This is a genomic window from Nostoc sp. CALU 546 (genome assembly GCF_048836525.1).
In genome coordinates this window covers 1-12,492 of the sequence record NZ_JAWJTF010000065.1, presented here as the reverse complement: position 1 = coordinate 12,492, position 12,492 = coordinate 1, and the positions used below count along the sequence as shown (strand labels likewise).

8 protein-coding genes are annotated in these 12,492 nt (G+C 41.8%); 6 read left to right on the top strand and 2 right to left on the bottom strand.

The window, feature by feature from the left end:
* Window positions 1–2 precede the first annotated feature (2 nt).
* Window positions 3–1,373: a DUF2252 domain-containing protein gene (locus tag RRG12_RS26790; protein ID WP_420759885.1), complete on the top strand. Its 1,371-nt coding sequence runs from the start codon at window positions 3–5 to the stop codon at window positions 1,371–1,373.
* 230 nt (window positions 1,374–1,603) lie between these two features.
* On the opposite strand, the gene RRG12_RS26785 is transcribed toward RRG12_RS26790, so the two are convergent.
* Window positions 1,604–3,244, bottom strand: a complete 1,641-nt coding sequence (locus RRG12_RS26785) for a metallophosphoesterase (protein WP_420759886.1) — start codon at window positions 3,242–3,244, stop codon at window positions 1,604–1,606.
* A gap of 432 nt (window positions 3,245–3,676) precedes the next feature.
* Here RRG12_RS26785 and RRG12_RS26780 point away from each other — a divergent pair, with 432 nt between their 5' ends.
* The gene (locus RRG12_RS26780) at window positions 3,677–4,888 is read left to right on the top strand and encodes a hypothetical protein (protein WP_420759887.1); all 1,212 of its coding nucleotides are present in this window, start codon (window positions 3,677–3,679) and stop codon (window positions 4,886–4,888) included.
* Between the two features lie 158 nt (window positions 4,889–5,046).
* Here the strand turns inward: RRG12_RS26780 and RRG12_RS26775 are convergent, their stop codons facing one another.
* Window positions 5,047–5,721 carry an S-layer homology domain-containing protein gene (locus RRG12_RS26775; protein ID WP_181929517.1) on the bottom strand — a complete coding sequence of 225 codons (675 nt, stop codon included), beginning with the start codon at window positions 5,719–5,721 and terminating at the stop codon, window positions 5,047–5,049.
* A 260-nt stretch (window positions 5,722–5,981) separates the two neighbouring features.
* Between RRG12_RS26775 and rpiA the strand changes: the two genes are divergently transcribed.
* The 4 genes from rpiA to RRG12_RS26755 all read left to right on the top strand — a co-directional run.
* Entirely contained in the window at window positions 5,982–6,689 is a 708-nt protein-coding gene (rpiA, locus tag RRG12_RS26770; RefSeq protein WP_069070380.1) for a ribose-5-phosphate isomerase RpiA, read from the top strand.
* Window positions 6,690–6,937: 248 nt separating this feature from the next.
* A complete protein-coding gene (locus tag RRG12_RS26765) occupies window positions 6,938–7,432 on the top strand; it encodes a GNAT family N-acetyltransferase (RefSeq protein WP_420759888.1) in 495 nt (164 codons plus the stop codon).
* A 223-nt stretch (window positions 7,433–7,655) separates the two neighbouring features.
* Entirely contained in the window at window positions 7,656–8,270 is a 615-nt protein-coding gene (locus tag RRG12_RS26760) for a TetR/AcrR family transcriptional regulator (RefSeq protein WP_069070378.1), read from the top strand.
* Window positions 8,271–8,724: 454 nt separating this feature from the next.
* Window positions 8,725–12,492 (top strand): PAS domain S-box protein (locus RRG12_RS26755; protein ID WP_420761267.1); only part of this gene is annotated, 3,768 nt, incomplete at its 3' end.

The following is a 12,492-nucleotide window of genomic DNA, read 5'->3' as shown; positions in this document are numbered from 1 at the left end:
TCATGACCAAACACATATCTGCGATCGCAGTTGTCTTAATTTTAATTTTGGGGTTTGCATCTCCAGTTCAAGCTGCAACTCCCCGTTCGACTTGGGTGGAAAATGAAATTTACCAATACAATCATCCCTTTGCTTCTCAATTGCCTCAAGAACTGGAAACGAAGATACAAAAGATGAAAGCTAGCCCATTCGCCTTTTATCGAGGGACGGCTCACATTTTTTATCGTGATATGCAGACCTTGCCAAGTTCAGAATTTGTGAATTCTTCAACATCAGCCATCTGGTTAGAGGGAGATATGCATCTGCAAAATATTGGAGGCATAAGAGATAGTAACGATAACAACGTTTTTGACACCACTGATTTTGATGAAGGCTATCTTGGCCCCTACGTTTGGGACTTGCGACGGATGGCAGTCTCCATTCTGTTGGCAGCTAAAGAAAACGGTATTAGCTCAAGCGATGCTCAGGATATTGTCAGGAATTTTTTGGATGCTTATCTGAACAAGATGAGTGACTTTAAGGGAACCAATGATGAACTGTCATATCGTTTGGAATCCAGCAATACGAATGGTGTGGTCAAAGATTTGATTGAAAAGGTATCAGATAAGAGCCGTTTGAAGTTTTTAAATAAATATACGCAGTTAAATAACAGCAACAATCGAGTATTCCAAACAACTTTGGAACTTAAGTCTGTATCTGCCAGTACCTATTCAGACATTGCTGAGGCTATGAGCAGCTACATCGCTTCAATTCCGAGCAGTAAGCGCTACAACAATAGTTACTACACCCTCAAAGACATTCGCCTCAAATTAGGTTCAGGCATTGGTAGTCTTGGAAAGTACCGATATTACTTATTGATTGAGGGCCCAAGTTCAGCAACCGACGACGATCGCATTTTGGAAATGAAGCAGGAAGGTAATAGCGCAGTTGCGATCGCAGTTCCAGGTTTGCTGCCAAGTTCAGTCTACGGAAACCAAGAAGGGGCAAGAGTGACAATCGCCACGAAAGCAATGCTCTCTAATACTGATCCATTGCTTGGCTATACTACGGTCACTAGCATTCCCTTTATGCTGCATGAAAAATCACCCTATCAAGTGGACTTTGATTATACTTTGCTAACCACTAAGTCAAAATTCATGGATGCAATGGGGTATGCAGGGAAGGTTGTTGCCAAGAACCATGCAATCTCAGATAAAGACTACGATGCTGCGATTATTCCCCTAAGCGTTGACAAAGAAGTAACTGATATTGTGAGCGGTAACAAGGCTGTATTCAAAGACGAAATTATTAACTTTGCGGTGGACTATGCAACTCAAGTCGAGTATGACTACACCAGTTTTGTTAATGCTTATAACCAAAAGGTGACACTCTAATTTTAGTCAAGTCGCTCGCTTTTCTACGAGACGCTACGCGATCGCTCCAATTAAAAATTCTTAAAATTAATAAGCAAGACGCTCCTTCTGCCGCCTGCCTTCTGCCTCCTGCCTTCTGCCTCCTGCCTCCTGCCTCCTGCCTCCTGCCTTCTGCCTCCTGCCTTCTGCCTTCTCCCTCCTGCCTTCTGCCTCCTGCCTTCTTTAATAATGTGTTTCCCTTGGTGTAATTACTATTTCAACTTAAATTCGTCAAACTTCAATACTTCTGAATCAGGCTTGCGAGTATCAAAACGATAACTACTTATCGTACCTGTTCCTGTATCAAAGATACTGAAAACTGTAATATCATTACTCGCAATATAAGGCATCGGTTTCCCATCCTCGCCCAGCAAGGGAGCAATTGTTGGCACTATTGGTTCTAAACCATTAGGATCACCAAGCTTAACATAATCTTCTTGATATCCAATTGGCACTTCTCGCTTTCTGTCACCCCAAGCAGCACCGTAAGTATTGCCCACATTGGAAGTTTCTAGAAAGTGCATTCCACTGGAACTAACAAAGCGATTCCACAAATGGGAATGCCCATAAAATACTAATTGGACATTAGCAGATTCTAATAAAGGGACAACATCACGAATAATATAATCTGCGTCTTTGGGGTACTCATAACGCACTGCTTTGATATTATTACCATCCCGTTCAATTATTTGAACTGGTTCTGTATAAGCAGGAACTATATTATCACCCAAAGTATGGGGTGGATGATGGAACATTACAACTTTGTATTTTGCTTGTTTAAACTCAGGGCTGTTGAGTTCTGCCTCTAGCCAATTGTACTGTTTGCTGCCTTTAGCAATTGGCTCATAAATCACCTGTCCATAACCCCAATTTTCAGGATTATTTAAATCCCTTTCGGCTTCCTGATATCTACCCCTACGCTTTCTATCTAAGCTGGGAGTCCGCCACATATTCGTAGCGAACAGTACCACCAAACGTACATTCCCAAAGCTAACTGCATAATACTTTTTTCCACCATCTTTACTTTTTGGTAAAGAGAAAATCTCTTCATAGGTATTAGTATTAAAAGAATTATCTATTAAAGATTTGTCTCGGTAGATTCTTTGAGCAACGGCACGGGGAATTGTATCATCAAATTCATCATTTAAACTTCCCGTCCTGGCAAAACGCCCCATCACCTCATGATTGCCAATGCAAGTAAACATGGGTGCGTGTTGAATTATTTGTCCACCAGTGTATGTTGTCTTAACGTCGTTATGCGTCATGTCATATTTAGCACGACCTTGCAAACCGGGAAACAATGCACCACCACTATTATCATCAAACCATTCTGAGGCGCGATCGCTAACATTCACCAAATCACCAGCAAACCATACTCCATCAACTCGTCCAATTGTTTCTACCACCTTTTGCAGATTTGCTGCTGTCATCGGCTTTAATTGATGATCTGAGGTGAGTAAAATTTTTAATGGTGTATCTGTTTTGGGAGTAGCTGCAAGGGTAAAAACATCACTGTTAACCCTCTCACCATCTTCTCGCACACTCGTAACACGATAATTTACCCTCACATCAGGAGTTAAGCCAGTTACCTCAGCCTCATGTCGCCAAATTTCACGCTGGACGGGTTTTTGATAAACTTCGCCGTCTTTGGTTTGGTTTGCAACTCTTGACTCTTGGTCTTCACGCGTGCGAGTGAGTTTGGTAGTACTTGCCTTAGCAGTTTGTTTGAAATTTTCACCGTAAGTTACTGTGTGATTAACACCAGCAAACTCAGTAAACCAAACTACTCGCACTGAGGTTTCCGTTGGCAGTTGCAAAAATGGATCGGTGAGCAGTTGGGGTGCTGATGTCATAATTGATTGCCCAAATGAACGCACACTTATCAGAGTAAAGCATACAACAAGCACAAAAATAGCCACTGAGGAGATTTTACGGCTACTTAAACGTCTAAGCATGAGTGAAATACCAAATTTTTCGGGTCAGGACTTACATAAACAATAGCCGAAACCCTGATTTTCAGGCAATTTATGTAGCCGCTGCGTGTCTACTTTTACGAGAAAGCTTTCGCCAACAAACTAAACGGTTTAGTTTAAAAAGGTAAAAAAAGTAAATTTTTGACTACTAGATGTCTATTGTTAATGACTAATAACTTCTTGAGAAGTTAGGATGAAATCACTACGAACTTCAGTTGAGATATTTCCTCTTGAGCTAAATCAAAGCATCAAACAGCAACGCTTCTTCCGTCAAATTTTACCGATTTATAGTAAATTTAAATTACTAATAACATGCCAAATCGTCGTTATCCTCCCGCCTACTTACGCTATCTCAGAGCCAGGTTATGGAATCTAGGACGACCTGGTTTTTGGGGAACTGCAATTTTTTTATCTGTAGTAGGGCTAGTAACCTGGGAATACTGGTCAAATCCAGATATTTTCGTTTATAAGCAAAAAAATCAAGTTGCTCCACAACAGCCTGATGAATCCTCCCTGTCAGCAGAAAATAGAGCCATTGCAGCAGATATTGATAACCTGCCAGTTTTGTTTAATGACTTTGAGGAAGCAGCTCTCTCATTAAAGGCAAATACTCCTAATGAAAAGACTGAGGCAAAAAAGAGCACAAGCTTATTAGAAGATGTAATTAACAAACAAAAATCTGCTAGTGATGCTAAATCAAATCCTATAGGCATTAATGGCAACACCTCCCCAGTGATGAAAAATCCCTTTGTCGTACAAACAGAAAATTTATTGCGTACTGGGATAGTTGATAATAATAACCAGTTTCTAGGTCTTAAGACTTTAAATACCGCGTCTGAACCAACAGGGGAGGAAGAAAAGTCCTCTAGCCTGGGTATTGGATTGACTAATCAAACCAATAAGAATCAAAATTCTCTCTCTATCAGTCCTCTGCAAGCAGCACTCAACCAATCAACAAACGAGAAATTGTCTAGCTTTAATGGGACTGCAACTCCGACAAATGCCTTGGGACAAGTCTCTGACCCAGGAACAACGCTAATGCCACCCATCAACAACTTACCCAGTCAGAATTCTCTACCAAGCACTGAGTCAAATCCTAGTACAGGTTATACATCAACGGGTACGAACTTACCACAAAATCCCTACGGTCATTTAAATAATGGTCAGCTAGTACCTAGTAATGGTTTAACTCCTAGTACAGGTTATACATCAACGGGTACGAACTTACCGCAAAATCCCTACGGTCATTTAAATAATGGTCAGCTAGTGCCTAATGTCTCACCAGTGACGCCTTCTGCTACCTTTGCCGCACCAAGTAATATTGCACCTTACTCTAGCCAAAATCCGAGTCAAAGTGTTGTCACACCCACAAACCCTGCGGGATATGGAAATTATGGGTTGCAGCAGCCGACGCAACCACCACAATCTAATTATGGGAATAATGTCTTGCAGCAACCAACACAGTCTAATTCCTTATATCTTCGCCAGATTCGAGACAAGTATAGAAGTCCGGGTCAAAACTGAGTTTAAGCACAAAGCTTAACTGAATTTTATTCAGCTAAGGGAACTCCAAAAAATAAATTATCCAATTTTTGGAATCACAACGACTTTTCCTCCCCCAGCTAAGTGCCCCCTGCTTCCCTGCCCTAAAAACGATGGGATATTTTTTGATTTGGAAGTCCCTAAGGTGATTGTGGGCTATTTGGAATAACCGGAACTTCTGGTGTTTCGGGTTGTTGCTGTTGCCGTTGCAAATATTTACTCAAGACATAAGCCATATCCCCACGGGTAACAGGTTTTAATGGGGAAATATTGCCTTGAGCATCTGTGTTAAGAAATCCCTCGGTAGCTACAGTAGCGATCGCCTTTCTAGCCCAAGTTGGGATAGACTTTTCATCTGGATATGAAGCCAGAATCTCATTCACCGCGTCATCGGGAAACTGAAATACACCATAAGCCTGGGCGAAAATAGCAAGAGCTTCTGCCCTTGTCACCTTTTGGTTAGGGAAGAATTCATTGCCTCGATAGCCTTTCATGATGTCAGTTTTTAAGACTGTCTGTATATCATTAAATGCCCAATAAGAACGAGGAACATCTGGAACAGTTAAATTTGCTTTGTTAACAGCTTCTCTTTTATCTAGGCGAAATGCTTTTACCATAATCGACGCTAATTCTGCCCGACTCAGTAACCTTTCTGGATAAAATTTGCCATCGGGAAAGTTTGTCATCCATTTGACAGCAGTTACCTGTTGAATTGAATCAGACGGGATTCCAGAAGTAGTTTCTGGTACTTGAGCAATTGCTGGCAAGCTTTGTAGTAGTGCCATTAAAGATAGAGTAATTGAAAGCTGACGCATCACCATAACCACTTTTAACTGCTAAATGAATTTAAAAAACTACGTTACTGAGGTTAACGCAAAATTTGGTGTTCTTAATAACCCGTAACTCAGTTAGTGACGAACTTCAGATGAGCAATGTTGCGTAGCTACGTAGGGTATTAGCTGGTTTTCATAATCAAGGGGGTAGAAATCAGCAAAAACTTGTTTTTTAGCTTTCATCTTTTGGCGTTATCTGCCCACTACTATGGACTATAGCCAGTTTTTCAGGAGTTTTGGGAATGACAACAACAGATCCCGTAAAGTTGATGAAGCAAGAAGTTGGCAAAGCCGCCGCCGCCCTAGTCAAGTCGGGTTCGATTGTGGGGTTGGGTACGGGGTCAACTACAGCATATACGATTCAGTTTTTAGGCGATCGCCTAAAGTCTGGTGAACTCAAAGATATTATAGGCATACCCACCTCGTTTCAGTCAGAAGTTCTGGCGAAGCAGTACGGTGTCCCTCTCGCCACCTTAGATGCTATTGACCACATCGATATTGCCATTGATGGCGCAGATGAAGTCGATCCACAGAAAAATTTGATTAAAGGCGGTGGTGCAGCACATACCCGCGAAAAAGTCGTAGACTACCTGGCAGAACAGTTCATCGTCGTGGTAGACAGTGGAAAATTAGTAGACCGCTTAGGTTCTAGTTTCGCTGTGCCTGTGGAAGTGATTCCAATGGCAATTACTCCAGTAACCAATGCCATCAAAAAACTCGGTGGCAAACCAGAACTCCGTATGGGTGTAAAAAAAGCTGGGCCAGTAATCACTGACCAAGGAAACTTTGTCTTAGATGTCAGATTTGACTCTATTGAAGATCCAGCCGGACTAGAAAAGACATTGAATAACATTCCCGGCGTTCTGGAAAATGGTATTTTCGTTAACTGTGTCGATTTAGTTTTGATTGGTGAAGTCAAAGATGGTCAGCCATTAGTGCGGCAACTGTAAGAATTTTGGATTTTAGATTTTGGATTTTAGATGTCTCTAAAATCCAAAATTAAGCAAGATTCTAGTGAGTTGAAACAGAAATTTGAAACCGATGCGTTAAGCGATCGCTTAATTTTTAAGACAGTCGCTACAACACAATTCTTCTTTTTAAACTCGGAATTACCTGGAACTAAAGTTTTCATTCATACTTCTTTCCTCTTGCCTCCTTGCCTTCTGCCTCCTGCCTTCTGCCTCCTGCCTCCTGCCTTATGAGCGCTAACGAAATATCTCTTCGACCTGCCCAAGAAACAGATGCGTGGGTGCTGAGTGCAATTCATATTGCTGCTATCAAAGCTCTACCTGCAACTTTCTATACCCAAAAAGAACTGTTAGCTTGGCGTAATTACCGTGACAAACCTGATGGTTCAAATATCTTGAAGAGTATGAAAGTGGAAACTTTCTGGGTTGCGATCGAGGGAGATGTGGTTATGGGTTTTGCTAGTTTCATTGTTGATGAACTGATTGGATTGTATGTTCATCCTAAATATCAAGGTAAAGGAATTGGGCGGGCTTTAGTGCAACATTTTTGTGACGAAGCAACTGTTCAAGGTATGGATAAGGTAATTACAACTGCTAGCCTTTATGCCGAAGGGTTTTATTTACGACTGGGATTTACTGCCATCCAAAGAGCACCTCATTATTTAAGGAGTGGGATAGTTGTTCCAGTTACTAAAATGAGTAAAACATTAGAGACTTCCAATTAAAGGGAAAAGGGCAAGAGATAAAAAACTCCACTCACAAGGGGATGGAGAATGGGGAAGAAGCTACCAATGCCCCATGCCCCATGCGGCGGGGGGAGCAACCTTTAGCCACTCTTAGGATGAAGTTTCTCGCCGCTTTCAGCCATACCTTGCTTATGGTAAGCGACGCTAATGCAACAACTTTTTCTACATAACCTATGATGTAAGTAAGTACTTGCCAGCATAAATGAATAAAATTATCCGTTCATCAGCTCTTACCCGTACACGTTTGATAGAAGCCGCCTCGCAGGTATTTGCTAGTTTAGGTGTTCAAGGAGCAACTACCCGTGAAATAGCTCGTGTTGCTGGTGTGAATGAGGTGACTTTATTTCGCCACTTTGCTAGCAAAGAACAACTTCTGGGAGCAGTAATGGAAAATGCCTTGGCACTCCAGACAGAAGCCCTTGCACACCCTGAAGCGTGGACACAGGATTTGAAAATTGATTTAAGACAATATGCCCATCTTTACAATAATATGCTAGAGGTACAGGAGGACTTAATTCGTACCTTCATTGGGGAAGCCAAACGTCATCCAGAGGCAGCCAAACAAGTGATTCAAGAAGCTGCCAAGCCTTTAGGGGAAAAACTGGTAGCTTACCTGCAATCGAGTCAGAGACGAGGCGCTGTTAGAGCAGACATTGATCCATTTCCGGCAGTCGATATGTTTACAGGAATGCTGCTAGCTGGAATGCTATGTCGCAGTGCAAAATTCAATCAAGGCAGCTATAGTTGTGAGGAATATATCGAAACCTGTGTAGATATTTTTGTGCGCGGTATCAGTGTTGCTCCCTCTCAGTTATGAAGAATGCTGAGTTCCGTTAGCTGGGTGTTTAGCCCATGCCAAGTACTGAGTTAAAAGGCCCTTTATTTTGGCATTTATTATAAACTTGAGTCGCTGGATTTCTTAAAATTGAGTATTTATGATCGGCAAACGCATGTTATGGATTTGAAGGAGGCAGAAGGCAGAAGGTTTTTTTCACTTATAGGATTCAAACCTCTCCTGAAAAAGCAGCCCCAAATTTTCAATTTGGTGGGGGTCTTAAACCGCAAGTTTGCTTCCTTTACTGCCTTTCTTGATAAAAAATTAGTGATAAATTCTAGCTTCTATTACTATATTACCGAGTAATTAACCTCTAACAAAAGAAGCTTTTATAAATAAAGAAAAATCTATCTGGAGATAAATTACTAAAATTTGCAACCTAGCTTAGGGTGTATACAGCTTTTGCAATAAGTATTGGTTCTTCCAAAACATTTTCATGCCTCATATTCATTCTTTCCACTCACTACGTTATGGTATTACTGTATTAATTGTTGCAATTGCATTAGTGCTAATGCTGATGCTAGACCCTTGGTTAAGCATGAGTGGAACTCCTTTCCTGCTATTTTTTAGCGCTGTAACAGTGAGTGCTTGGTATGGTGGTTTGAAATCAGGGCTTTTAGCAACTTCCTTGTCTGTTCTACTGAGCAATTACTTCTTCCTACCGCCAGTTTTTGAGCTAAGTTTTGATTTATCAAATTCTGTGCGAATTGGGTTGTTTGCATTACAGGGATTGCTTTTTAGTATCATCTGTGAATCATTAAAGACTGCTAAAAAACGGGCTGATGGAAATCTACAAAAATTGAGAGTCAGTGAGGAGAGATTTCGATTAGCGTTAAGCAGTTCAGATATTTTAGTTTTTCAGCAGGATCGTGATTTGCGATATCAGTGGATTCATAATCCTCAAGGTCTAGAAACTGCTGAGAAAATGTTAGGAAAGTCTGATTATGAATTATTTCCAGCCTTAGTAGCAGAGCAATTGACGGCAATTAAGCTAAAGGTAATAGAGACTGGTGTTGCAACTCGTGAAGAAGTTTATCTAACAACTTGTGGAGAAGACCGTTACTATGATTTGCTGGTTGAACCACTAAGAGATGCAGACGATAACATTCAGGGTATTACTTGTGCAGGTGTGAATATTACTGAGCGCAAGCAGGCAGAAATAGAAAAAGCTAGGTTGCATCAGGAACTTCAGGAAGCTGTTCAGCAAAAAGACGAATCTCTGGCGTTACTCAATGCTTGGCTGACTAGTTCACCAGTAGCGCTGGCTTTTCTTGATACTGAACTGCGCTATATTCACGCTAATGAAGCCCTGGCCGCTATCAACGGTGTACCACAAAGTCAACATATTGGTCGCACCTTTAGAGAAGTACTACCGGAATGGACAGCCCAAATTGAGCCTGTTTTTGAGCAAGTGATGAAAACTAGGCAGCCCTTACTGAATCAGGAAGTAAGTGGTGAAACTTATCCGCCTGGGGTATATCGTTATGGTCTTGCCAGTTATTATCCAGTATGTTTGCCGGATGGGCAGTTATTGGGAGTGGGCATTAGTTCAATTGATATTACTCAACTGAAACAAACTGAGCAAGCATTACGCGAAAGCGAAGCGAAGTTTCGCAGCGTGGTTGAGTCAAATATGATTGGTATTGGCTTCTGGAATAGAGACGGTAGGATCACAGATGCTAATGATGCCTTCCTGAATATGGTGGGTTATTCTCGTGAAGAATTAGTTTCTGGAAAACTTAACTGGCAAAACTTGACACCTACAGAATACCTGCCGCTTGATAAGCAAGCACTGAATCAATTTCAAGCTAGCTCCTTTTGCACTCCATATCAAAAAGAATATATCCGAAAAGACGGCTCACGCTTCCCAATTTTGGCAGGTGGTAGCCATTTTGAAGGGACTGTAGAACGAGGAGCTTTTTTTATTCTCGATATTACAGAGCGTAAGCAAGCTGAGGAAAGACTGCGCTATATCGCCCAGATTAGCAATTTACTCTCTACTTCGCTAGATTATGAAGAAACATTAGAACAAATTGCCAAAATCTCAGTTCCCCAACTTGCTGATTGGTGTAGCGTAGACATTTTAAATGATGATGGCTCCATTCGCCGTTTACCCATTGCCCATGCAGACCCATTGAAAGCGGAGTTGGCGCGTAAACTTCAGGAGTATGTGAAAGATTACAACGGTGTCAGTGCATTAATTACTAGAGTAATACAAACTGGGCAAAGCGAATTAATCTCAGAGATATCTGACTCGCTCTTAGTAGCAAGTACTCAGAATCAGGAACACTTAGAACTTGTTCGGCAATTGGGGATGAAGTCTGTGATGATTGTGCCGTTAATCAGGCAAGGGCGAGTCCTCGGCACTATCAGCTTTGTCACCGCAGAATCAGACCGTCGCTACGATCGCTCTGACCTAACTTTAGCAACAGATATTACCCATCGTGCTGCTTTAGCAGTAGAAAATGCCCGACTTTATCGAGATATCAACCAGGCTTTAATCCATTATGCTGAATCTCTATCTCTTCTAGATGCGCTGCTAGGTGCTGCTCCCGTTGCTGTATGCTTTTTAGATCGGGAACTGCGATATATCAGAATTAATCAAGTTTTCGCTGACATTAACGGTTTGACTATAGAAGAACATCTAGGACGCAAATTTGGAGAAGTGTTGCCAGCGATGGCGGCTGAGTTAGAGCAACAGTTACAACGGGTGTTGGATACTGGAGAACCCCTGCTGAATGTGGAAATTAGCGGTGATACAAGAGAGGAACCCGAACGTTACGGTTACTGGCTGGGCAACTATTACCCAGTTAACAATGCAATGGGTGAAACAGTAGGGATTGGAATTATTTTGGCAGATATGACAGCAGCAAAGGAAACAGAAGTTGCTTTGCGGGAAAGCGAAGAAAGGTTCCGAACAATCTTCAATCAGGCAGCTGTGGGGATTAGTCTGGTAGCGTTGGATGGACAATTTCTACAAATTAATTCTGCTCTGTGCGAAATTACTGGATACAGCCATGAAGAGTTAATTCAAATGAACTTCGAGGAAATTACCCACCCTGATGACTTAGAAGTTGATTGGGAGAATGCTCGGCGAGTCTTGGCAAAAGAAATTAGTGGTTATTCCCTAGAGAAGCGCTACATCCGCAAAGATGGTTCCATTGTTTGGGTAAACCTAACTTCATCAGCAGTTTGGAATACTAACGGACAACCAAAGTATGCATTAGGCATTATTGAGGATATTAGCGAACGCAAACGAGTTGAAGCCACACAACAGTTTTTAGTCGAAGCCAGTACCTTACTAGCTGCCTCATTAGATTATGAGATCGCTTTGGAAAGTGTGGCTAATCTGGCAGTTCCAACCCTCGCAGACTTGTGTATTGTAGATGTTTTCCAGGAAGATTGGTCAAGTAAACAAATTGCGATCGCAATTGCCGACCCTACAAAACTAAATATTTTAGACGAAATCCGACGACGTTATCGACCCAAAAGCAGAGCCAAACAGCTTGTCCGGCAGCTAAGGCTAGGAATATCTGCCTTTTACTCCGAATTATCTGACTCTAATCTTGTAGAGATGGCTGAAAATGAGGAACATCTGCAATTGCTGCGAAGCTTGGGTATCCGTTCTCTCATGGTGATTCCAGTCCGTTCCCGTGGGCAATTATTTGGAGCAATCTCTTTTTTTACCGCCGAATCTGGTCGGTACTACCAACAAACAGACTTGGCTTTAGCAGAGGATATTGCTCGTCGGGCGGCGACAGCCATCGACAATGCTAGACTCTACCAGGAAACTCAACAGGCAAAACAGGAAGCTGAACGGTCTGTCAATCGCACAGTACTTTTACAAAAAATAACTGCTGCCTTCTCGGAAGCCTTAACTCCCCAACAGGTGACTGATGTAGTGGTGAACCAAGGCATTGCCGCTTTGGAAGCTACTGGTGGTTCCGTTGTCTTACTTACTGAAGGAAATACTACCCTAAAAGTTGTGCAAGCAATTGGCTATCCGCAAACACTCATAAATACTTGGACAAGTTTTCCGCTAACAGCACCTAACCAAATAGCAGAAACAGTCAGAACTGGGCAGCCGATTTTTTTAGAAAATTTAGCAGCCATGATTGCTAGATATCCCGACTTAGCAGATTTTGTGACTGTTATAGCGAATAATGCCTGGGCTTCCATTCCCTTGATAGTAGAAGGTAAAGTA

Bases quoted from the DNA above. Each gene is read 5' to 3' on its own strand.
- RRG12_RS26775 (WP_181929517.1), bottom strand. From the start codon at position 5,721: ATGCGTCAGCTTTCAATTACTCTATCTTTAATGGCACTACTACAAAGC.
- RRG12_RS26760 (WP_069070378.1), top strand. From the start codon at position 7,656: ATGAATAAAATTATCCGTTCATCAGCTCTTACCCGTACACGTTTGATA.
- RRG12_RS26765 (WP_420759888.1), top strand. From the start codon at position 6,938: ATGAGCGCTAACGAAATATCTCTTCGACCTGCCCAAGAAACAGATGCG.
- rpiA (WP_069070380.1), top strand. From the start codon at position 5,982: ATGACAACAACAGATCCCGTAAAGTTGATGAAGCAAGAAGTTGGCAAA.
- RRG12_RS26785 (WP_420759886.1), bottom strand. From the start codon at position 3,244: ATGACATCAGCACCCCAACTGCTCACCGATCCATTTTTGCAACTGCCA.
- RRG12_RS26780 (WP_420759887.1), top strand. From the start codon at position 3,677: ATGCCAAATCGTCGTTATCCTCCCGCCTACTTACGCTATCTCAGAGCC.
- RRG12_RS26790 (WP_420759885.1), top strand. From the start codon at position 3: ATGACCAAACACATATCTGCGATCGCAGTTGTCTTAATTTTAATTTTG.